The sequence below is a fragment of the Leucobacter sp. USCH14 genome (assembly GCF_037619215.1).
In the GTDB taxonomy this organism is placed as follows: domain Bacteria; phylum Actinomycetota; class Actinomycetes; order Actinomycetales; family Microbacteriaceae; genus Leucobacter.
In genome coordinates this window covers 1-22,138 of sequence record NZ_JAQPZP010000002.1, presented here as the reverse complement: position 1 = coordinate 22,138, position 22,138 = coordinate 1, and the positions used below count along the sequence as shown (strand labels likewise).

The 22,138-nt window shown below is 69.3% G+C and carries 18 protein-coding genes and 1 tRNA gene; 14 read left to right on the top strand and 5 right to left on the bottom strand.

Going from position 1 to position 22,138, the window contains the following annotated elements; translation table 11 throughout:
- Nucleotides 1-25: 25 nt before the first annotated feature.
- Entirely contained in the window at nucleotides 26-2,002 is a 1,977-nt protein-coding gene (locus tag PQI23_RS02350; RefSeq protein ID WP_339971184.1) for a M13 family metallopeptidase, read from the top strand.
- A 7-nt stretch (nucleotides 2,003-2,009) separates the two neighbouring features.
- Here PQI23_RS02350 and PQI23_RS02345 read toward each other — a convergent pair whose 3' ends face one another.
- On the bottom strand, nucleotides 2,010-2,894 hold the full coding sequence (locus PQI23_RS02345) for a hypothetical protein (RefSeq protein ID WP_339971182.1): 885 nt from the start codon (nucleotides 2,892-2,894) through the stop codon (nucleotides 2,010-2,012).
- 269 nt (nucleotides 2,895-3,163) lie between these two features.
- On the opposite strand from PQI23_RS02345, the gene PQI23_RS02340 reads away from it, so the two are divergent.
- From PQI23_RS02340 to PQI23_RS02315, 6 genes are all read left to right on the top strand, one after another.
- Nucleotides 3,164-3,934 (top strand): DUF1684 domain-containing protein, encoded by a 771-nt coding sequence (locus PQI23_RS02340; RefSeq protein WP_339971180.1) that lies wholly within the window; start codon nucleotides 3,164-3,166, stop codon nucleotides 3,932-3,934.
- 43 nt (nucleotides 3,935-3,977) lie between these two features.
- Nucleotides 3,978-5,483, top strand: a complete 1,506-nt coding sequence (locus PQI23_RS02335; protein WP_339971178.1) for an ABC transporter substrate-binding protein — start codon at nucleotides 3,978-3,980, stop codon at nucleotides 5,481-5,483.
- Between the two features lie 96 nt (nucleotides 5,484-5,579).
- On the top strand, nucleotides 5,580-6,542 hold the full coding sequence (locus PQI23_RS02330) for an ABC transporter permease (protein ID WP_339971177.1): 963 nt from the start codon (nucleotides 5,580-5,582) through the stop codon (nucleotides 6,540-6,542).
- Nucleotides 6,539-7,360, top strand: coding sequence for an ABC transporter permease (locus PQI23_RS02325; RefSeq protein WP_339971175.1), 822 nt, complete (start codon nucleotides 6,539-6,541; stop codon nucleotides 7,358-7,360). The genes PQI23_RS02330 and PQI23_RS02325 overlap by 4 nt, the downstream gene beginning before the upstream one ends.
- Nucleotides 7,357-8,169 carry an ABC transporter ATP-binding protein gene (locus PQI23_RS02320; RefSeq protein WP_339971173.1) on the top strand — a complete coding sequence of 271 codons (813 nt, stop codon included), beginning with the start codon at nucleotides 7,357-7,359 and terminating at the stop codon, nucleotides 8,167-8,169. The genes PQI23_RS02325 and PQI23_RS02320 overlap by 4 nt, the downstream gene beginning before the upstream one ends.
- A complete protein-coding gene (locus tag PQI23_RS02315) occupies nucleotides 8,166-8,924 on the top strand; it encodes an ABC transporter ATP-binding protein (RefSeq protein WP_339971171.1) in 759 nt (252 codons plus the stop codon). The genes PQI23_RS02320 and PQI23_RS02315 overlap by 4 nt, the downstream gene beginning before the upstream one ends.
- A gap of 157 nt (nucleotides 8,925-9,081) precedes the next feature.
- Here the strand turns inward: PQI23_RS02315 and PQI23_RS02310 are convergent, their stop codons facing one another.
- Nucleotides 9,082-10,020 carry a tRNA uridine(34) hydroxylase gene (locus tag PQI23_RS02310; RefSeq protein ID WP_339971169.1) on the bottom strand — a complete coding sequence of 313 codons (939 nt, stop codon included), beginning with the start codon at nucleotides 10,018-10,020 and terminating at the stop codon, nucleotides 9,082-9,084.
- A gap of 106 nt (nucleotides 10,021-10,126) precedes the next feature.
- Between PQI23_RS02310 and PQI23_RS02305 the strand changes: the two genes are divergently transcribed.
- Nucleotides 10,127-10,993, top strand: a complete 867-nt coding sequence (locus PQI23_RS02305) for a MerR family transcriptional regulator (protein WP_339971167.1) — start codon at nucleotides 10,127-10,129, stop codon at nucleotides 10,991-10,993.
- Here the strand turns inward: PQI23_RS02305 and PQI23_RS02300 are convergent.
- A complete protein-coding gene (locus PQI23_RS02300; RefSeq protein WP_339971165.1) occupies nucleotides 10,990-12,552 on the bottom strand; it encodes a carboxylesterase/lipase family protein in 1,563 nt (520 codons plus the stop codon). The two genes, PQI23_RS02305 and PQI23_RS02300, sit on opposite strands and share 4 nt — an antisense overlap.
- Before the next feature lie 8 nt (nucleotides 12,553-12,560).
- Entirely contained in the window at nucleotides 12,561-13,364 is an 804-nt protein-coding gene (locus tag PQI23_RS02295) for a FadR/GntR family transcriptional regulator (RefSeq protein ID WP_339971163.1), read from the bottom strand.
- Between the two features lie 170 nt (nucleotides 13,365-13,534).
- On the opposite strand from PQI23_RS02295, the gene PQI23_RS02290 reads away from it, so the two are divergent.
- The 5 genes from PQI23_RS02290 to PQI23_RS02270 all read left to right on the top strand — a co-directional run bounded on the left by PQI23_RS02290 (nucleotide 13,535) and on the right by PQI23_RS02270 (nucleotide 21,013).
- Nucleotides 13,535-14,104: a YbhB/YbcL family Raf kinase inhibitor-like protein gene (locus PQI23_RS02290; protein ID WP_339971161.1), complete on the top strand. Its 570-nt coding sequence runs from the start codon at nucleotides 13,535-13,537 to the stop codon at nucleotides 14,102-14,104.
- Between the two features lie 168 nt (nucleotides 14,105-14,272).
- A complete protein-coding gene (locus PQI23_RS02285) occupies nucleotides 14,273-15,280 on the top strand; it encodes an ABC transporter substrate-binding protein (protein ID WP_339971159.1) in 1,008 nt (335 codons plus the stop codon).
- A gap of 58 nt (nucleotides 15,281-15,338) precedes the next feature.
- The gene (locus tag PQI23_RS02280; RefSeq protein WP_339971157.1) at nucleotides 15,339-16,394 is read left to right on the top strand and encodes an ABC transporter permease; all 1,056 of its coding nucleotides are present in this window, start codon (nucleotides 15,339-15,341) and stop codon (nucleotides 16,392-16,394) included.
- 4 nt (nucleotides 16,395-16,398) lie between these two features.
- Nucleotides 16,399-17,190 (top strand): ABC transporter ATP-binding protein, encoded by a 792-nt coding sequence (locus tag PQI23_RS02275; RefSeq protein ID WP_339971155.1) that lies wholly within the window; start codon nucleotides 16,399-16,401, stop codon nucleotides 17,188-17,190.
- 61 nt (nucleotides 17,191-17,251) lie between these two features.
- Complete coding sequence (locus PQI23_RS02270; RefSeq protein ID WP_339971152.1) at nucleotides 17,252-21,013, top strand: aldehyde dehydrogenase family protein; 3,762 nt, start codon at nucleotides 17,252-17,254, stop codon at nucleotides 21,011-21,013.
- A 4-nt stretch (nucleotides 21,014-21,017) separates the two neighbouring features.
- Here the strand turns inward: PQI23_RS02270 and PQI23_RS02265 are convergent, their stop codons facing one another.
- The gene (locus tag PQI23_RS02265) at nucleotides 21,018-21,479 is read right to left on the bottom strand and encodes a GNAT family N-acetyltransferase (protein WP_339971150.1); all 462 of its coding nucleotides are present in this window, start codon (nucleotides 21,477-21,479) and stop codon (nucleotides 21,018-21,020) included.
- A 116-nt stretch (nucleotides 21,480-21,595) separates the two neighbouring features.
- Here PQI23_RS02265 and PQI23_RS02260 point away from each other — a divergent pair.
- Nucleotides 21,596-21,680 (top strand) — tRNA-Tyr (locus PQI23_RS02260).
- Nucleotides 21,681-22,138: the final 458 nt, after the last annotated feature.

Here is a 22,138-nt window from a genome sequence, read left to right as displayed (position 1 = left end):
CCGACACCACCAGTAGGGTGGTCGCATGAGCAACGCAGCGCCCGCTTCCGGCATCGACCTCACCGAACTCGATCCTGCGGTCCGGCCGCAGGACGACCTCTATCGGCACGTGAACGGCAAGTGGATCGACCGCACCGAGATCCCCTCGGACAAGGCGCGGTACGGCTCGTTCGCAGTGCTGGCCGAGAACGCCGAGGAGGCGGTGCGCGACATCATCACGGGCACCGAGTCGCCCGCACCCGGTGCCGGGGCGACGACGGAGGCCGACAAGGTCGCCGCCCTCTATGCGAGTTTCATGGACGTCGAGCGTGCAGACGCGCAGGGCGCGGAACCGATCGCGGCCGACATCGCCCGCGCGCGCGAGATCGGCACCATCGAGGAACTGCTGACCGTCGTCGCCCAGTTCGAGCGCCAGGGGCTCGGCGGGTTCTACGGCATGTACATCGACAACGATCCGGGAGATCCCGCTCGATACATCGTGTTCGTCATGCAGGGCGGACTCGGGCTCCCCGACGAGTCGTACTACCGCGAGGAGCAGTTCGCCGAGATCCGCGAGCAGTACCGTGCGCACATCGCCCGGATGCTGGGACTGGCGGGTGTCGCCGAGCCGGATCGCCTGGCCGGTCTCGCATTCGACCTCGAGCGCCGCATCGCGGCGACCCACTGGGACAAGGTGGCGAGTCGGGACATTCAGAAGCTCTACAACCTGCGCACGTTCGCGCAGCTGCAGGAGCTGACGCCGAACCTCGACTGGAAGGCGTACCTTCGCGCAATGGGGGCGCCCGAATCCGCGTTCGCGGAGGTCGTCGCCGCGCAGCCCGATGCGATCACCGGCCTCTCCGAGCTGCTGGTCGACGCCGAGCTCGACGCGTGGCGCGCGTGGGTGATCTGGGGGATCGTTCGCTCGTCGGCGGCGCTGCTCTCGCAGGAGATCTCCCGGGCCAACTTCGACTTCTACGGCACGGCGCTCACGGGTGCGCCGCAGCAGCGCGAGCGCTGGCGCCGGGGCGTCTCTTTCGTCGAAGGCGCCATGGGGGAGGCGGTCGGTCGTCTGTATGTCGAGCGCCATTTCGACGAGCGCGCCAAAGCTGCGATGGACGGCCTGGTCGATCACCTCATCGAGGCCTATCGAGACTCCATCGAGCGACTCGCCTGGATGGGTCCCGAAACCCGCTCCCGAGCGCTCGACAAGCTCGACCGCTTCACCCCGAAGATCGGCTACCCGGTCAAGTGGCGCGATTACTCCGCGCTCGACGTCGATGCCGGTGACCTCATCGGCAATTCGCGTCGCGTGTCGGAGGTCGAGTTCGCCAGGGAACTCGGGAAGGTGGGCAAGCCCATCGACCGAGACGAGTGGTTCATGACGCCGCAGACCGTGAACGCCTACTACAACCCGGGCTTCAACGAGATCGTGTTCCCCGCCGCGATTCTGCAGCCGCCGTTCTTCGACGTGAGCTGGGATGACGCGGCGAACTTCGGAGCGATCGGCGCCGTCATCGGCCATGAGATCGGGCACGGCTTCGACGACCAGGGCTCGCGCTACGACGGCGACGGGCGGCTCACCGACTGGTGGACGGAGGACGACCGCGCGGCGTTCGAGCAGCTCACCGGCGCGCTGATCGGGCAGTACAACGAGCTCTCTCCCGAGGGCGCCGACGGGCAGACGGTGAACGGAGAGCTCACGATCGGCGAGAACATCGGCGATCTCTCGGGCCTCGAGATCGCATGGAAGGCCTACCTCAGGTCGCTCGAGGGCGCAGAGCCGCCGCTGATCGACGGCCTGACGGGCGCTCAGCGATTCTTCCTCGCGTGGGCGCAGGCCTGGCAGCAGAAATCGCGCCCCGAGGAGACCGTGCGTCTGCTGACCATCGACCCGCATTCGCCGAACGAGTTCCGCTGCAATCAGATCGTTCGCAATCTCGCGGCGTTCCATGCGGCGTTCGAGACGCAGGAGGGCGACGGGCTGTGGCTCGACCCGGCCGAGCGCGTCTCCATCTGGTAGCCCGGCGTCAGGGAGCGGGCGGCAGCGACGTGATGTCGTAGGCCGCCGTACCGCTGCTGGAGGCGCCGTGCGGCGCGGGCGGTGCGTACCGCTGCTCCGCTGCGGTCGGGACCGCGGGCGCGCCCGCTGCCGGATGCGCCGCCGCGAGGTCGAGTTCGACCGGCAGCGACAGCGGCGCCGGGCCGAACGCCTGGCGCGCCGCCTTGGTGACGCGGCGCGCCAGGAGGTGGTTTCCCGTGCCGCCGACGACCGCGCCGATGCCGAACGGGAGCGCCTTGCCGACCACCGAAGCGCCGCCGATCCCGGCGAGCCGGTGCATGAACGACGTTTTCAGGCGATCGAGCAACGGTCCCATCGCGTACCGCGGAACCGCCGAGGTGAGCATCTTGCCCCAGTACTCGCGGCGCGTTCCGCCGCCTCCGACCGCCTGCATGGTGACCTGACGCACCAGGTCGGCGCCTTCGTTGCCGAGCATGAGTGCGAGCACCAGGGCTCGGGTGCGCTCGCGGTCCGTCATCGTGATGCCGTGCACTTCTGCGACCGAGTGCGCGAACAGCGCCGTCGCCTCGACGAAGCCGAGCGTTTCGGCGCCGGCGAGCCCGAGTGCGATCCCGGTGCCCACCGAAGGAATCACCGCGGCGGCTCCGACACCGGCTCCGCCCGCGGTAACCGTCGCGATGTAGCGCGTTTCGAGCACATGGATGATCTGCTCGGGGGTCGCGTGCGGGTACTTCTTCCGGATCCGTCGGAGGTGGGCGAGCACGGGTGGGCGCTGCACCGCGAGCAGCCCGTCGAGCGAGCGCTCGACGATCGGGCGGGGTTCGCCGGTCGCGCTCGTGCGCGGTTGGGTGATGCGAGCGATCATGCGCTCGCGTCGTGAAGGTCTGGCCATGCGGGAATCGTAGAGCACCGCGCTGCGGAATCAGGGCATGCCCATGCCAGCAGCGAACAGGGCTTGCCAGGGGTCCGTGCGCGTAGGCGGGGATCGGCGCATCAGGAATACCGGCGGACTCCGTGTCGTTCGACTGCAGGAGGGTTCGCGCGCGGAGTTCGAATGCGGGATACTTGCAGATTGTGAATGCGTCGCATTCGTGCAGCTTCGTTTCGCGGCGCGGATCCAAGCGCGAGCGCGAGCGCGTCGAGCGCAGAAGGAGAGTCCCGATGAATGCAGCTTCTCAGCCGGCCGCGGTGCAGACGCCCGAGTCGGCGCACGACGCCTGGCGGGCGGGCCGACACGCGTCGGTGACCGCTCCCACCGGCAACCTGAGTCTGGTCGAAACGCGCTGGTTCGCGGGTGATGTCGATGCGGAGGAAGCGGATCGGCGGGTCGCCGTCGAGCGCGAGGCAGCGCCGGAGGGGGTCGCCGTGACACCGGTCGAGCGGAGGAACATCACGAGCGGCCGCGCAGAGTACGGACTCCGGGTCTGGGACGCGAACGCGCCCGCCATCGGGGCATTCGCCGAGATCGAGACCTTCCCGTTCGACCCGAATTGGATCATCGAGGCCGAGTTCACGCCGGTCTCGGCGGATCGCACCGTGCCCTTCGAGCACATCCGCGACGCCGGCGGCAGCCGCGACCTCGTGGTGCCGGGCGACATCACGTTCGAACGCGACGGGCAGCGCTTCACCCTCGCCGCGTTCGACGACGCTGGGCAGTTGCTGCTCGTCTTCGGCGACCCCACGAACGGGCGCGACGACGCGACGGGAACGTACGGATCGGGCCGCTTCCTGTTCGTGGAGCGCGAGGCCGCGCAGTTCGGTGAAGCCGGTCGTGTGCGCCTCGACTTCAACCGCGCCTTCGTGCCGCCGTGCGGCTTCTCCGCGCAGTACAACTGCCCGATGCCGCCCGCTCAGAACCGACTGCCCTGGCCCGTGCACGCGGGCGAGCGCCTGCCGCGATTCACCGGCGGTTTCGACATCTACACCGTCTGACGGCAGCACGCCCGAGGCCTCACCCATCACGCGAAGGAAGACCATGCCCTCCCTGAAGAACTCAGCGCTCGCCGCGATCGGTGCGCTCGCCGTCACCGCCCTGGCGCTCGCGGGGTGCGCCTCCAACGGCAGCGCCTCGGCGGGCGGCGAGGACGCCACGATCCGCATCGGATCGCTCTACGAACCCGTCAACCTCAGCAATACCGCCGGCGGCGGCCAGGGCGTGACCGAAGCGCTCACCGGCAACGTGTACGAGGCGCTCTACCGCCTCAACGACGACGGCACCACGGAGCCGCTGCTCGCCACCGGCTACGAGGTGAGCGACGACGGTCTGACGTACACCTTCACCCTGCGCGACGACGTGACGTTCCACTCGGGCAAGGCGCTCACCTCGGCCGACGTGAAGTCGAGCGTCGAGCGCGTCATCGCGCCCGAATCGCAGTCGGCGCGGAAGTCGAGCATGGAGGTTATCTCCGACATCGCGACTCCCGACGATCAGACCGTGGTCTTCACGCTGAACCAGCGCTCGATCTCCTTCCCGTACCTGCTCACCTACATCTGGATCGTGAACGCGGAGGCGACCGACCTCGAGAACTCGGAGGACGGCACCGGCCCGTACACGCTCGGCGAATGGAAGCGCGGCAGCACCCTGACGCTCGAGCGCTGGGACGACTACTGGGGCGACGCCGCGAAGAACGCCGAGGTCGTCTACACCTACTTCACGGACGCGACGGCGGAGGACACGGCGCTGCAGAGCGGACGCATCGACCTCATCACGAGCGTGCAGAATCCGGATTCGCTGCCGCAGTTCGAAGACTCGGGCCAGTTCACCATCACCGATGGGCAGTCGACGACGAAGGAACTGCTCGCGTTCAACGACCGGGTCGCGCCGTTCGACGACGCGAAGGTGCGCCAGGCCGTGTACTCGGCGATCGACCGAGAGAAGCTGCTGAACGCGATTTGGGGCGACTACGGCACCGTGATCGGTTCGATGGTGCCGCCGACGGACCCGTGGTACGAAGACCTGAACGACCTCAACCCGTACGATCCCGAGCGCACGAAGACGCTGCTCGAGGAGGCCGGGGTCGGCGACGGGTTCGAGTTCACCCTCGACACTCCGAGTTACGACCCGCATCCGGCCGTCGCCGAGTTCGTGCAGTCGGAGCTCAAGAAGGTGGGCGTGACCGTCAACATCAATACGATCAGCGCCGACGAGTGGTACACGAAGGTGTTCCAGGAGCACGACTTCGAGGCGACGCTGCAGGAGCACGTCAATGATCGCGATGTCGTCTGGTACGGCAATCCCGACTTCTACTGGGGATACGACAACGCCGAGGTCGCCCAGTGGATCGCGGAGGCCGAGCAGGCCGAGACCGAGGAGGAGCAGACCGAACTGCTCAAGCAGGCGAACCGTCAGATCGCAGGCGACGCCGCGAGCGCGTGGTTGTACCTCTATCCGCAGATCGTCGTCGCCGCCGACACGGTGACCGGCTACCCGGTGAACGGTCTGAACTCGCAGTTCTTCGCCTATAACATCGTCAAGGAGTAGTGCTGTCGGCGCCGGGATCCGTCTCGGCGCCGACACGCATGAATGTTCGACGCCGCGCAGTGCGAATGCGCGTGCGCACACCGCAGGGGAGGGGCGATGCTCGGGTACGTGATCCGGCGCGGCCTGCTGCTCATCGGGTCGTTCGCCATCGCAATGGTGCTCATCTTCGTGCTGCTCCGCCTGCTTCCGGGCGACCCCGCGAACGCGCTGCTCTCGGTGAACGCGACGCCGGAGCAGATCGCAGCGGCACGCGCCCAGGTGGGGTCCGATCAGCCGATCCTGGTCCAGTTCGGCGACTGGGTGGCGCAGATGCTCCGATTCGATCTCGGCGAGTCGCTCATCACGGGTGCTTCTGTGGGCGATGAGATCTCCGCTCGGTTGATCGTCACCCTTCCGCTCACGGTGTTCGCCTTCCTCCTGGCCGTCGTGGGTTCGCTCCTCGGCGGCGTCACTGCGGCGGTGCGGGCGGATCGCTGGTACGGCGTCGTGCTCTCGGGTGTGGCGCAGCTCGGCATCGCGGTGCCCGTGTTCTGGGTCGGCATCATCCTCGTCTGGGTCTTCGGCCTGCTGCTGGGGTGGTTCCCGACCGGCGGATTCCCGATCGACGACTGGGGTGATCCAGCGGGCGCGATCTCGTCGCTCGCGCTCCCCGCCATCGCCATCGCCTGCGTGATGGGAGCGTCCCTGACCCGCTATGTGCGTTCGGCGACGCTCGACGTGCTCGGCAGCGACTATCTGCGCACGGCGCGCGCCCACGGATCGGGCTTCGCGGAGGCGCTCTGGCGGCACGGTCTGCGCAACGGCTCGGTGCCGGTCATCTCGGTGCTCGGGATCGAACTGGCCTCGACGCTGCTCGGCGCCGTGGTCGTGGAGAGCGTGTTCGCGCTTCCCGGTCTCGGCAGCTACCTGGTCGACGGCATCGCGCGGCACGATTTCACCGCCATTCAGGGTGTGCTCGTGGTGACCACTCTGCTGGTGCTGCTCGTCGGGTTCGCCGCTGATGTGGCGCAGCGCATCGTCGACCCGCGTCTCCGCCGCACCGTGGGGGTGGCGGCATGAGCGCGCGGCGCAGTGCGACGCTCGTCGCGGGCCTCGTGCTCGTCGGCATCGTGGTGCTCATGGCGCTGGTGTCACTGGTCTGGCTGCCCTACTCGCTCGACGACACGACCGGCGGCCGGCTCTCGGCTCCGAGTGCCGAGCACCTGCTCGGAACCGACAAGCTCGGCCGAGACCTGCTGAGCCAGCTGATGGTCGGCGCGCGCATCGCGCTGATGGTGGGTGCGGGGTCCGTCGCGATCGCCGCCGTGCTCGGCATCGCCATCGGTTTGATCGCAGCGCTCGCGGCTCCCTGGTTCGACGATGCGATCTCGGCGTTCATCGATGTCGCGATCGCGTTCCCCGTCCTGCTCACCGCGATGCTGATCGTGGCACTGCAGCCGCCGTCCCTCGGCTCCGCGATCCTCGCGATCGGTCTCGCCATGTCGGCGATCGTCGCGCGCGTCTCGCGGATCCTCGCCAAGCGCGCGGTCGGATCGCAGTACGTGATCGCGGCGCGCACGAGCGGCACGCGCACGCTCGGCATCATTCGACGCCACCTGCTGCCGAACATGGCGCCGACGCTCGCGGTGACCCTCGCGCTCCAGTTCGGTGCCGCGGTGCTCGCGGAGGCGAGCCTCTCGTATCTCGGTCTCGGGGCGCCGCCGCCCAACGCCTCGTGGGGGCGTCTGCTCCAAGAAGCACAGGGCACGGTGCTCACGGCGCCCATCGGCGCCATCGCTCCCGGCATCGCGCTGGTCGTGCTGGTGCTCGGGGTGAACTTCGTCGCCGACGGTCTGCGCGATGCGGTCGACCCGACTCGACGGGGGAGGCGCTCATGACCGAACCGCTGCTGAGCATGAACGCACTCTCCGTGCGTTCGGGGGAGACCGTGCTCGTGAACGCCACCGATCTCGAAGTCGCGGCGGGTGAGCGCGTCGGCCTGATCGGCGAGTCCGGATCGGGCAAATCGCTGACCTCCCTGGCCGTCACCGGCCTCCTTCCCGAGAGCCTTCGCGCATCGGGATCGGTGCGACTCGCCGGCGTCGAGACGGTGGGTGCCGATGAGCAGGTGCTGCGCCCGCTCCGCGGCCCGGTGGCCGGAGTCGTCTTCCAGGAGCCGCTCACCGCCCTCGATCCGCTCATGCGCGTGGGCCGGCAGATCGCGGAGCCGATCCGCCGTCACCTCGGGCTCCGCGGAAGCGTGCTCGATCGCGCCGTCTCGGATGCGCTCGCCGAGGTGCGACTCGACGAGCAGCGCTTCGCCCGCGCCTACCCGCACGAGCTCTCCGGTGGCCAGCGCCAGCGGGTCGCGATCGCGATCGCGCTTGCGGCTCGCCCGCGGCTCCTCATCGCCGACGAGCCGACGACCGCGCTCGACGTCACCGTGCAATCCGAGGTGCTCGATCTGCTCGACCGGCTCGTCGCCGAGCGCGACATGGGCCTGCTCTTCGTGAGCCACGACCTCGCCGTCGTGGCGCGCATGACCGACCGGGTGCTCGTACTGCAGCACGGCGCCGTCGTGGAGGAGGGTGCGGTGCGGGAGATGCTCCGAGCGCCGCAGCACCCGTACACGGCTCAGCTCGTCGCGCACGCGCGGGTGCTCGACGCGGCACTCGACGGGGCAAGCGGACCGGAGGGCGCGCGATGACGGTACTCGAGGCCAGGGGCGTCGACTTCTCCTACGGCAAGCGACGGATCCTCACCGGCATCGACCTCGCGGTGGAGGCCGGCGGTTCGGTCGGCATCGTCGGGGAGTCGGGGGCCGGGAAGTCGACGCTGCTCTCGCTGCTGCTCGGCCTCGCGGCACCGGGGCGCGGTGAGATCCGCTTCGACGGCGCCCCGCTGGTGCTGCGCGATCGTGCGCTCATGCGACGGTTCCGGAGCAGTGTGCAGGCCGTATTCCAAGACCCGTACTCCTCGCTCGACCCGCGGCAGCGCATCGACCGCATCGTGGCCGAGCCGCTCGAATCGCTGGGCCTCGCCCGGGGCGCGGAGGCGCTCGAGCGCGTGCGAGCGGCGCTGGAGTCGGTCGGACTGCCGGCCGATGTCTCCCGCCGATACCCGCACGAGTTCTCCGGCGGTCAGCGCCAGCGGATCGCCATCGCCCGCGCGACGGTCGTGCGCCCGCGGGTGCTCGTCGCGGACGAGCCGGTGAGCGCGCTCGATGTCAGTACACGCACCCAGGTGATCGAACTGATCAACCAGCTGCGCGCCGACCACGACCTGTCGTTCATCATGGTCTCGCACGATCTCGGCGCGGTGGCTGCGACGTGCGACCGCACCGTGGTGCTCGAGGGCGGGCGCGTGGTCGAGACGGGTTCGACGGGCGGCCTGCTCGCGGCGCCGCGGGAGGCGTATACGCAGCGCCTGATCTCGGCGATCCCCCGCCTTCCGTCCGCCTGACGCCGCCGCCCCGCTCTGTCCTGCTCCGCCGTGCCCCTTCCCCTCCCTTCTCCGGAGCGGGGTCACTTCTGGTGCGTGTCGCGCACCCGACACGCACCGAAAGTGACCCCGCTCGCAGGTTTGGGCGGGGAGGCGACGGCGCGGCGGGAGGGCGAGCTCAGGCCGCCGCGGCGTGCTCCGCGCACGGGGCGCCCGCGTGCTCGTCGCACACCACGAAGCGGTGCTTGCACGAGGGGTCGACGCAGTTCGTCACGCGATTCGAGGGGGCGCCGCACACGCGGCACGAGCCGATGACGGCGGCGCCCGGCGCGAAGTCGAGCGCCTCGCGGCCGTCGAACACGGCGAGCGACCCCTCCCAGAGCCCGTCATTGCCGAACGCCTCACCGTACTTCACGATGCCGCCGTCGACCTGGTACACCTCGCCGAACCCGCGATCCCGCATGGCCGCCGAGAGGATCTCGCAGCGAATGCCGCCGGTGCAGTAGGTGACCACCGGCCGGCCCTTGAGCTCGTCGAAGTCGCCCGCGTCGATCTGCGCGATGAAGTCGTGCGTCGTGCGGGTGTCGGGCACAACAGCACCCCTGAAGCGACCGATCTCGGCCTCCCACGCATTGCGCCCGTCGAAGAAGACCACCTCGTCGCCGCGCTCGGCCACGAGGTCGTTCACCTCCTGGGGTGAGAGGTGAACGCCTCCGCCCACCACCCCGTCGCTGTCGACTCGAGTCTCGTTCGGAATGCCGAACGCGACCAGCTCATCGCGCACCTTCACGCTGAGGCGCGGGAAATCGGTGATGCGCTGCCACCGCGCCCCTCGCTCGACGCCGTGCAGCCGCTCCTCGGGCGCGTCGACGAGCGCAGTGCCCTCGCTCCACTTGGGTTCGAGCGCCGCGAACGGCGGGTACTCGCGCGTGCGCCGCAGGTACTGCTTGCACGCGTCGAGCTCGCCGCCGACCGTGCCGTTGATGCCGTGCGGCGAGACGATGATGCGTCCGCGCAGACCCAGTGACTCGCAGAGCTCCCGCTGCCACAGGCGAACCGCCTCGGGGTCGGCCACGGGCGCGAAGACGTAGTACAGCAGAATCTTGGGCTCGCTCACCCGACAATGCTACGCGCCGAATGCGCTCGCAGAGGCCCGCTGCGATCGCTTGACGTTGACGCAGCGTCAACCCTTACCGTGGCACGTGAACACGGAGGGCACCACGATGAACACGACCGAACCAGTGCTGCACAGCGTGCAGGCGGTGGCGCGCGCCGCGGGCACGACGTCCCGCACGCTGCGGCACTACGACCGCGTGGGCCTGCTGCCGCCGACGCTCGTCGGCGCGAACGGATACCGCTACTATGACGACCGCGCACTGCTGCGGTTGCAGCGCATTCTCCTGCTGCGGGAGCTCGGCCTGGGGCTCGACGCGATCGCTCGGGTGCTGGCGGCGCAGGACGCGCACGGCGGTGCCGAAGCCGATCCGGATCGCGATGCGCCGAGCGACGAAGCCGAGATCCTGCAGACGCACCTCGCGATCCTGCACGGGGAGCGCGAACGCCTTGCTCGGCAGATCGCCGCCGTGGAGCGCACGATCGCGGCTCTGCAGGACACGACCGAGACATCTACGACGAGAGGAGCACTGATGTCGGAGAACATTTTCGACGGATTCGATCATGCGAGGCACCGCGAGGAGGTGGAGAAGCGCTGGGGCGCACGCGCGTACGCGGAGAGCGACCGATGGTGGAACGGGCTCGACGCCGGCTCGCGCACGGCATGGCAGAAGCGCACTGCGGAGCTGGGGGCGGCGTGGGCAGCCGCCGCCGAGCGCGGCTGCGATCCGGCGGGCGCTGAAGCGCAGGGGCTCGCAGCGCGTCACGTCGACTGGTTGCGCGATGTTCCCGGCACACCCGCGGCGGACCCGGATGGAGACATTGCGGGCTACGTCCGCGGCCTCGGCGAGCTGTACGTCGCCGACCAGCGATTCGCCGCGAACTACGGCGGGCAGGCGGGCGCCGAGTTCGTGCGGGAGGCGCTCCGAGTCCATGCCGATACCGCACTGGCCGAGGGCGCGGAGGCGACGGACTAGGCGTCGGTGCTCGCGTCAGCACCCTCCTCCTTGAGCAGAGCCGCCGCCGAGGCGTACGCGTCGTGCTCATCGCGCACGGGGAGATCGAAGACGCGCGTGGGGCCCGTTCCCGCTTCGTCGCGAGGCCATCCGGGAGCGCCGTCGCGCGCGAACCTCACGAGCGCTCCGTGCACGGCATCCGCGAGCTCCTGCGGCGGCGCCCCACCCGATACCCGCTCGACGCCCGGAGCGTCGAGGCGGTCGAAGACGAACGGGACGTCGCTGCAGTGGCCCGCGAAGTGCGGAGCCCCGGCCTGCGACTCGGGGGCGTGCCAGGAGAACCGGGACGTCCAGGTGTCTCCCGCTCGTTCGGACGCGGCGCGCGCACGAGTGATGCGCGGCACCCACGAGCGGAACACGGCGTCCGTCGCGTACCGCCCGACGAGCGCGACGCTGCTCGCCGTGCCGCGAATCTCCGGGGTCGCCAACCAGTGATCGACCTCGGGAGCGGAGGCTCCGAGAGCGCGCAGCACGGCGCGACGCGGAGCACGGTCGAGGATCGGCCGAGGCGTGAACATGCCCATGAGCTCGTCGTCTGCAGTGCTCATCACCAGCGGCACGTGCGCGTTGACGCCGCGGGACGCGCCCTGCAGCGTCTCGGACGGAACCACATCCCCATCAGTCAACGGGCCGATCATCAGCCCGTCGCGCAGCATCCCGTGCACGTCACGGAGCAGACGCGGAGCGGCGGGCGCGGTGATCCTGCGCTGCAGCTCGAGGATCCGCGCCTCCGACAGCGCGGAAATGCCGGTGATTTCGGGTGACACTCCGGCGATCCGGGCGAGATGCCGGGTTCGCGCTGCGGCGGGCTCGATCGAGGGCGCGGCGACCGCTGCGGACATCGCGTAGCCGGCTCTGAACAGCCCGCGCGCGGCCGGAACGCCGAGCAGCGTGAGCACCGCGCCGCCCCCGGCGGATTGGCCGGCGACCGTGACGCGATCCGGATCGCCCCCGAACGCGGAGATGTTCTGCTGCACCCACTCCAGGGCGCTCACCCAATCGAGCACTCCTCGATTCGCAGGGGCGCCGTCGATCCAACCGAAGCCGGTGAAGCCGAGGCGATACGAGATGGTGACGAGCACGAGGCCGTCCCGGGCGAACGCGCGTCCGTCGTACCAGGGGCTCGCCGGCGAGCCCGAGATGAACCCGCCGCCGTGGATCCAGACGACGACGGGCAGCCGAGCCGACGTACCGGGATCGGGCGTCCACACGTTCACGTTCAGGGTGTCGTCCCCGGGCACCGAATGCTCGGGGATCAGGGTGATGCCCGTATCGCCGCGCTGAGGCGTGGGGCCGAAGGCCGTCGCCTCGCGAACGCCCTCCCACGTCTCGACGCGCTTCGGAGCAGCGAACCTCAGGGCGCCGATCGGCGCCGCAGCGTAGGGAATGCCGCGGAACACGGCGGCACGGCGACTCTCCGCAGCATCGGGATCGAGCGGCTCCCACGAGCCGCGAACCGCGCCCGCGGCCGTTCGCACGACGGCGCGCGGCGCCCCGCTGCGGTCGAAGCCGGTGGACACGGGACGAGTCAGGCCCGCGCCCGGGCTTCCGCCTGCGCGAGCACGTGATCCTGGGCCATCTGGGCCTCATCGATGCGCTGCTGCTGTTCGGGCGTGCGAACCAGCGGCGGGATCACCTCGTGCTGGTCGTTGACGATCACCACGTCGTGGTCGACGTGGTTCACCATCGCATGCACGGCATCGATGAAGTCGCGACGGCGAATCGCATCGAGCACGCGCGCGTGGTCGCGCTCCATCTCCGCGCCGGTCGCCACGTTCGCGAGACGACCGCGGTGCTCGGGCGTGCGCAGACGATCGTTGATCCCGGCGTACAACGCCGCGAGCAAGCGGTTCTTCGCCGCGTCGAACACGAGCCGATGAAACCGGCTGTCGAAGGCCGTATCGGCGTCGCCCGCGAATCCGAGCACGGGGCAGCGCGTGCAGCCGACCTCTTCGATCGCGGCCTGCTCGAGCGCCGCGATGTCTTCATCGGTGCGGTGCAGGGCGGCCTGCTGCGCCGCTTCGATCTCGAGAGCGCGGCGGTAGCTGAGGATCTCCTCGAGGGTGAAATCTGTGAGGAACTCGTTGAGCAGCGTGCTCGTCGGAGCGGCGGACCGCACGAAGGTGCCGCGACCCGGCAGCGTCTCGAGCATGCCGATGCTGGCGAGCGAGCGCACGGCCTCGCGAACCGTGGAACGACCCACCCCGGTCTGCTCGGCGAGCTCCGGTTCGATGGGAATGCGGCCGCCGACGGGCCATTCCCCGGTCGTGATCTTGCGACGCAGGTAGGCGAGCGTCGCGCGTGCTCGATCTGACCCTGTGGTCGTTGCCATGATCACTCCGATTCGTCGGGCGCTGTTCGTCGGGAGCAGAGTGCGCCGATGCCGAGAACCAGTATATCGAGCGGGTTCGCGGGTATCCGAGGAGGAAGGCGGCTTCGCGACGACTGTTGGAGCGGCGGCCCGCCGACCGTAGTCTGGAGGTCAGAACACGAGGGGGTGCCATGACGAACAGGAATCCGAGTCGCGGCGACATCGATCCGTACGCGCGCATGCGACAGGTGCCGGCGTTCGCACTGCGCAGCAGCGATATCCAGGATGGCGAGCCGCTCCCCGCGGAGCAGTTCTCCGCGGCGGCCGGCGGGTCGAACCGCTCGCCGCAGCTGAGCTGGGAGGGCTTCCCGGAGGGCACGAAGAGCTTCGCGGTCACCTGCTTCGACCCCGACGCTCCCACGGGATCGGGGTTCTGGCACTGGGCCGTCGCAAACCTCCCCGCCGGTACGCGCGAGCTCCCCGCGGGTGCCGGTGCGCTCGCGGGCACGCCGGGAAGCGAGCTGCTGCCCGACGGGGCGCTCACCCTGCCGAACGAGCGGCGCGAGCCGGCGTTCACCGGCGCTGCGCCGCCGAGCGGCACGGGAGTGCACCACTACTGGTTCGTCGTGCACGCGCTCGACGTCGAACACGTCGATGTCGATCCGGACGCGACGCCGGCGGTACTCGCGTTCACGATGCGGGACGCTGTGCTGGCGCGGGCGATCATCGTCGCCACGGGTGAGTTCGGACAAGTGGACTGACCGACCGATCGGTCAGGAATTACAACGCCTCGGTCACGAAGCCGGCTCCGAGTTGCTCCCGCGGGGGGATGGCGGTCTACGATGCTTGAAGCGGCGGGGCCTCCCGCCGACCCGCTCAGTTCGCCGTAGCACTGACCCGGCGACTCCCCTGCAAAGGATCCGATACCCATGCGACAGACCTCGTTCCGCCGCCGCGCCTTCGCCATCGCCGGCGTCACCGCAGCGGCCGCACTCACGCTCAGCGCCTGCTCCTCATCCGACTCGTCGGGGGAGGGCGGCTCGACCGAGACCTACAACATCGGGATCAGCCAGTTCGTGCAGCACCCCGCGCTCGACTCGGCGACCGAGGGCTTCAAGCAGGCCTTCATCGATGCGGGCTACGTCGAGGGCGAGACGGTCAACTTCGATGAGCAGAACGCGAACGCGGAGCAGGCGACCGCCGTCACCATCGCGCAGGGCTTCGCGACGTCGGACAACGATCTGGTGCTGGCCGTGGCTACGCCGGCCGCGCAGGCCGCGGCGCAGGCGATCACGGACAAGCCGATCCTCTTCACAGCGGTGACCGACGCCGTCTCGGCGGAGCTCGTCGATTCGAACGAGACTCCCGGAGGCAACGTCACGGGAACGAGCGACCTCGCGCCGCTCGACGAGCAGCTGAAGATGCTGCAGGAGATCGTGCCCGACGCGAAGAAGGTCGGCATCGTCTACGCGTCGGGCGAGGTGAACTCCGAAGTGCAGGTCGAGGCCGCCGAGGAGGCTGCCGGCGAGCTCGACCTCGAGATCGTCACGAAGACCGTCACCACCGCGAACGACATCGCGCAGGCGACCGAGGCGCTCGGCGACGTCGACGCGATCTACGTGCCGACCGACAACCTCGTCGTCTCGGGCATCGCGTCGCTCGTGCAGGTCGCGGAGGAGAAGCAGATTCCGGTCATCGGCGCCGAGGCCGGAACCGTCGAGGGCGGTGCCGTCGCGACGCTCGGAATCGACTACGTCGACCTGGGTCACCAGACCGGCGAGATGGCCATCAAGATCCTGGAAGACGGCGCCGACCCGGCCGAGCTGCCCGTCGAGACCTCGAAGAGCTTCACCTACGTGGTCAACCCCGGCGCCGCAGAGCGCATGGGGGTCGAGATTCCGAAGGATATTCTCGATCAGGCGGAAACCGTCGAGTAAACGGGCCCCTTGCCCACGCGGTTTCGCGACTACATGACACGAACAGGATGACCATCGCATGATCGGCGCGCTTGAACTCGGCCTCATCTACGGAGTGATGGCTCTGGGCGTCTACCTGACGTTCCGAGTGCTCAACTTCCCGGATCTCACGGTCGACGGCAGCTTTACCACCGGTGCGGCGGTCGCAGCCGCGTTGATCACGAATGGGCACAACCCCGTCCTCGCCACCCTCGCGGGCGGCGGGGCGGGGATCGTGGCAGGCATCATCACCGGCCTGCTCCACACGAAGGGCCGCATCGACGGGCTCCTCTCCGGGATCCTGACGATGATCGCCCTGTGGTCGATCAATCTGCGGATCATGGGCACGGCGAAAGAGGGCACCGCAGTCGCGGCCAACCTCCCCCTGCTGCGAGCCGATACGGTCTTCACGCCGCTGCGCGACGGCGACCTTCTCGGCACCTGGGGCGGCGTCGCAATCATTCTCGTCGCCGTGCTGGCGCTCAAGTTCATCGTCGACTGGTTCCTCTCCACGAACCTGGGCCTCGCCATTCAGGCGACGGGCGACAACGGTCCGATGATCCGCAGCTTCGGCGTGAACACCGACCGCACGACCATCCTCACCCTCGCGATCTCGAACGGATTCGTCGGTCTGTGCGGAGCGCTCGTGGCTCAGTACCAGGGATTCGCCGACATCAGCATGGGTGTCGGGCTGATCCTCGTCGGCCTGGCGTCCGTGATTCTCGGCCAGGCCATCTTCGGTCAGCGCTTCATCTGGCTCGCGAGTCTCGCCGTGGTGCTCGGCGCGGTGATCTACCGACTCATCATCTTCTTCGCGCTGCGCGCCGGGCTCGATCCGAACGACATGAAGCTCATCACTGCGGTGCTCGTCATCGCGGCGCTGCTGCTCCCGAGGTGGGGGTTCCTGCGGAGGATTCCGATGCTTCGCCGGAAAGACGGCCGCGTGGTGCTCGAAGACGTGACGGCACCGGCCTCGGCAGACACGCCCGCCGCAGGAGCCGCGGGCGCCGACGGGTCGGGCGCTCGCGCTGGTGCGGCCGCCGCCTCGCCGACCTCCGCATCATCGCCGGAACCCGACACCCTCGCCGGAAGGTAGCCGCATGCTCACCATCGATCGCATCGAGAAGACCTTCTTCCCCGGCACCGTCAACGAACGATGCGCCCTCGGGGGCCTCAGCCTGCGCCTCGAAGAGGGAGACTTCGTCACCGTCATCGGCTCCAACGGCGCGGGCAAATCGACGCTGCTCAACGCCATCTCCGGTCGGTACACCGTCGATTCCGGCAGCATCGAGATCGACGGCCAGCGCGTCAACAAGCTGCGGGAGTACCAGCGTGCGAAGTACATCGGTCGAGTATTCCAGGATCCGATGGCGGGCACGGCTCCCGACCTCACCATCGAGCAGAACCTCGCGCTCGCCGAGCGCCGGGGGAGGAGCCGCGGACTCGGGCTCGCGCTCAGCCGCACCCTGCGAGATCGTTTCCGCGAAGAGCTCACCTCCCTCGAGCTCGGCCTCGAGCACCGGCTCACGGCCAAGGTCGGCCTGCTCTCCGGAGGTCAGCGTCAGGCGCTGTCGCTGCTCATGGCCGGATTCACCCGCCCTCGCATCCTGCTGCTCGACGAGCACACGGCTGCACTCGACCCGCAGCGCGCCGCGCTCGTCACCGAGCTCACCGACCGCATCGTGGCGCAGGGGTCGCTCACCACGCTGATGGTCACGCACAACATGGAGCAGGCGCTGCGCCTCGGCAACCGTCTCATCATGATGCACGAGGGCGACATCGTGTTCGAAGCGTCCGCCGAGGAGAAGCGACAGCTCACGGTGCCGCGCCTCCTCGAGGAGTTCGCGAAGATCAAGGGCGCGCAGCTCGACGATCGGGCTCTGCTCGCCTAGAGGCCGCCGTTGTACGGCGCGCGCTCACCCCAAACGCTCGAGACCCTCTTACAGTGGGGTCATGGCAGCTGAACCCATCGCCCCGGCGTCGGTGTGGGGCGCCGTGTCCGAGCGCGCCGAGGGGCTCGTGCGCGGGTGGATCCGGGCACTCGGTGATCGCGCGCCCGACGATGCGGTGGAGCCGCGCGGCTCCGCGCACCTGCTCGAAGGGCTGCGCCGCGACCCCGAGAGCTTCGAGTTCACTCGACGGCTGCTCGAACTCGTGGCCGGAACGGAGGACGCCTTCGCCTCGGCGCTCGGTCTGCACGCCGTTTCGCAGGACGTGCCCGACTCGCTGCCGGCTCGTGATCGCTTCGCGGTGCGCGCGGGCGGGGCGACTTCGCTCGGCCTCCCCTGGGCCGTGATGCCGGTCGCCAGGCGGTGGTTGCGGGATCGCGTGTCCGGACTCGTGCTCGCTACCCGACTGCCGGGTTCCTCGAGCAGCGCCCCCGCTTCCGGTTGGCTCGGGTCGACCGCCGGCTCCGCCCTCGCCGATGCGCATCGGCGCTATACCGACCTGGGGGTGAAGCCGGTCACCCGGCCGCTCGGCAACGGAGTGCATGGCCCAGCCGGTGCGGTGCGGGAAGTGGAGCGACTCGTCGCGCTGGCGGCTCACCCGACGGTGACCCATCTCGTGGTCGACCTGCAGCGCATCGCCCCGGGCGGCACGGACTGGACGTTCGACGACGACGTCGAGCGCGCAGCGGCCGCACTCGAGCCGCTGCTGCGCGCTTCGGTTCAGCACGGAACCACGATTCATCTCTCCGCCCGCGACGTGAGATGGGCGCGGATGCTTCCCGAGGTCGCAGTGCGGGCACTCGTCGATCCCGCGCTCGACCGGGCGCGGATCAGCGTCCAGCTGCTCGCGGAACTGCCCGAGTCGCGCGAGTTCTACGGCCGGTTGAGTCGGTGGGCGCAGCGACGGGTCGCGGAAGGCGGCGCACCGGCCGAGGTCGTCATCGGAGTGGGCGGGGCAGCGGGCATCGAGCGGATCGCCTCGATCGAATCTGGGCTCCCGGTGCCGGTGCTCGAAGACCGTACGGATGTGCTCGCGCAGCTTCTCCGGCTCGTGGAGCTCGCCCTGCACCCGGCGCGCGCGGCGGTGCTGCGGCCGGTACTCGCCACCGAGGACGTGTTCGTGCTCTCCTCAGCGGTCGCGCTGGCCGAGGAGATCGGTTCGCTCGAATTGAGCGCGGTGCAACTCCGCAGCGGCATCGCTCCTGGCCTCGCGGCAGTGCTTCGAGAGACGATCACCGACGTACGTGTCTCAGTTCCCGTCGTCTCGCCGAAGGAGTTCGGCGGTGCCGTCGATCTTCTGGTCGGGATCGCGGCCGAGGCCGCCGATCCTGATTCCGGGATATCGCGGCTCGAAACGCTCATCGCCCGCAGCGAAGCACCGGATGACGGAGCCGTGCACGATCAGGCGAATGCGCTGACCCACGCATTCGCGGAGTTCGGAGCGGCGCTCGCGCGTGCCGGTGAACCGGCGCCGAGCTCGCATCGAACTCAGAACCGTGCGCGGGAATGGGATCCCTCCGAGCGCGACAGCGCGCTCTTCTACCGGGCTCCCGACGAGCCGGCGCGATTCGAGACCGGCGGTCTCACTGCGGCGGTGCTCGGGCTGACGAGGGGATCGACCGGGGAGTTCACCCTCGAAGCCGTCGCACCGCCGCGCGCGATCCCCGCGGTCTCCGAGTCGGGCTTCGCGAACGAACCGGGCACCGATGCGACAGTTGCGGCGAACCGCGAGTGGGCCCGCGAACTGTTCAAGGAAGCCCGTGCCGAAGCGGGACATCATGACGCGGCGAACGACACCATCGCGCTCTCCCCAGCGGATCTGGATCCCGAGCACGTCGCCGACGAGGCCAGGTCGCGCGCCGAAGCGTGGTCGGCGCAGCCGTTCCGCACGCGAGCCTCACGGTTGCGCCGGTCCGCGCTCGCGCTCGTCGCTGCGCGCGACCGGCTCATACAGCTGCTCGCCACTGAAACGGGCGCTCCCATAGCCGAGCTCGATGCCGAGGTGGACGACCTCGTCGATGCGGCGCGCTACAGCGGGCAGCTGGCCGAAGCCCTTGGTGCGGTGAGGGGCGCGACGTTCGTTCCCGAGCCACTGGTCCTCGTTGCAGCCGATGCGCCGACACCGCTCGCCGTGCAGGCAGAAGCCGTCTTCGCGGCGCTCGCCGCCGGGAGCGGGGTGCTCTGGATCGTTCCGCAACGTCTCCACGCATCGGCCGCCGCCGTGGTGGAGGAGTGCGAGGTCGGTGGGCTCACCCCCGGAGTCGTGCGGCTCGAAGCGGCCGTCGTCGGTCGCACCGTCGCCGAGCTCGCCGCGCATCGCAGTGTGGATCGCGCGATCGTGATCGGATCGCGCGACGACGCGATCGAACTCGCGCGCCGTCGCCCCGATCTTCGCGTCGAGGGGCGCTTTCGCGCCCGCGGCTTCGTGCTCGTCACGCCCTCCGCAGATCTCGACCGCGCGATCGCCGATGTGGCCGCTTCGGCGTTCGGCCGCTCCGGCGGTGACCTGCGTGCGGCCCGGGGCGTGATCCTGCTCGGAAGCGTGGCCCGTTCCCGGCGTTTTCGAGAGGGTCTCGCGGATGCGGTGCGCGCGCTCCGCGCGGGCGACAGCGCTCGTGCAGATGATGCCGACGTGCTGGCCCTGAACGTCGGACCCCTGCATCGCGCTCCCGATGCATCGGAGCGACGTGCCCTGACTGAACTGGCACGAGGCGAGGAGTGGGTGGTGCGACCCGAGGCACTCGACTCGGAGGAGCGCGTCTGGAGTCCCGGTGTTCGCGCCGGGGTCTCAGCTCGGTCGACGTTCTGGGATGATGCGCGGACGGTTCCGGTGATCGGCATCACGACCGTGCATTCGCTCCGCGAAGCGTTGACGCTGCAGAACGGGGCGAACACCGGCGCAGTGGCGGCGATCCACTCGAACGATGGCGACGAGATCGCCGCCTGGCTCGACGGCATCGAGGCCGCTGCGGTGTCGGTCAACCGGGCGACGACGCGCACCCGGGTCGAACGTCAGCCCGGTGGCGGGTGGAACGATGCGGGCATGGGACTCTCCGGACTCGCCGGAGGCCCCAACCGTCTCATCGCGCTCGGTTCCTGGCGGCTCCGCGAGGGGAGTCGGAGCGAGACCCTCCATCTGCGCGGGCTCGAACCGGAGGTGCGCATGCTCATCGAAGCACTGCAACCGGTGCTGCAGTACCAGGCGTTCGACGAGCTCAGGCGCGCTGCACTCGCCGATGCGTTCACCTGGCGCACGTCGTTCGGCGTCGATCGCGACGCCATCGGGCTCGGCGTCGAGCGCAACGTTGTCAGGCACCGCCCCGTGGCGACGCACGTACGCCTCGCCGAGGGCGGGGCGGTCGTGTCGTTGGCGCGCGTGATCGCGGCCGCACTCCTCACTCGCACGCCAGTCACGATTTCGACCGGCGAAGTGCTCCCGACCGAATTCACCGGGTTCCTGGAGCGCAGCGACATCGAGGTGTCACTCGAGCAAGACGACGCCTGGCTCGAGCGGCTGGCGGTGTCGGGCCCGGTCGCGGCCGACGGCACACGAGCGATGCGGGTGAGGCTCATCGACGGCGATCGGGTGCGCGCCGCCGAGTGGCTGGGCCATCAGGATCGCGTCGCCATCTGGTCGGAGCCCGTGACGATGGCCGGCCCCGTCGAACTGCTCTCCCTCGTGCGAGAGCAGGCGATCTCTGCACGAGCGCATCGGCACGGACTCGCCATCACGGTGCCCGGGCTCGATGACGCGATCGACCCCTGAGGAGCTATCCGAGTCGCATCGGCGTGTGCGGAATGCCGTCCTCGAGATACTCGGCGCCGCTGGGGGTGAAACCGAATCGCGCATACCAGTCGACGAGATGGGATTGCGCGTGCAGGGCGATCGGATGCCCGGCGCACTGCTCGATGGCGGCTTCCAGAAGCACTGCCGCGACGCCGCGCCCGCGCCACATCGGCGCGGTGACGACACGACCGATGCTGCGCCCCCGCGGGTCTCCAGCCTCCTCCTGGAGTATGCGCACCGTCGCCGCGATCATTCCGCTGGAATCCTCCGCCCAGATCTGCATCGATCCCGCTTCGAGATCACGCCCATCGAGATCGAGGTACACGCAGTTCTGCTCCACGACGAAGACCGCTTGGCGCAGCGCGGCCAGCTGATACAGCGTCGAAGCGGGCATGTCGGAGACGTGTGACGAGCGCAGCACCAGCCCGTCGGGGAGATCAGTCATGCACCGATACTGTCACGACGGCGCCGCATGACCGAGCGCTGGGCGCTGCGCATCCGATTTCCGTTCGAGCAGCCGAGCCGCTAGGGTTGGTTCCTGGTCGCGTTCACGTGATCGACGGCGGGTTACCCGAGCGGCCAAAGGGGGCTGACTGTAAATCAGCTGGCACTGCCTACGGGGGTTCGAATCCCTCACCCGCCACCAGAGACAGGCCCTGAACTCATCGACACAGTGATGAGTTCAGGGCCTGTGGTGTTTCCGCTCCAGGGCGACGTTCCGCGCGCCGTGCGGCTGTTCCGCGGTCTGTTCCCGCGGCTATTCAACGTGCGGCGTCAGACACGCCCGGGATGTGCGCTCCAGTTGCTCGGGGTCGGGATCCCCCGTAATGTATTCCCTTGTCAGCGAAACGGAGAACGGCGCGAAAGCGGCCGAGATTCGAATCGGACATCGGCTCTCACGAAATGCCCGAGAGCAAGACTTGCGAAAGTCTTGCAGGAGCGTGTAAAGTAAGAGACTCGATCTCACCGCGAGGTGGACACCCCGAGGGTGGTCCAGCTGGAGCGCGTATTGCTCCCAGCGGTTGATGACAGGTTGCTGTTCGGAGCTCTCTTGGTTGGGGGTGACGGGTGGTGTCTGGTCTTTGAGAACTCAATAGTGTGCAC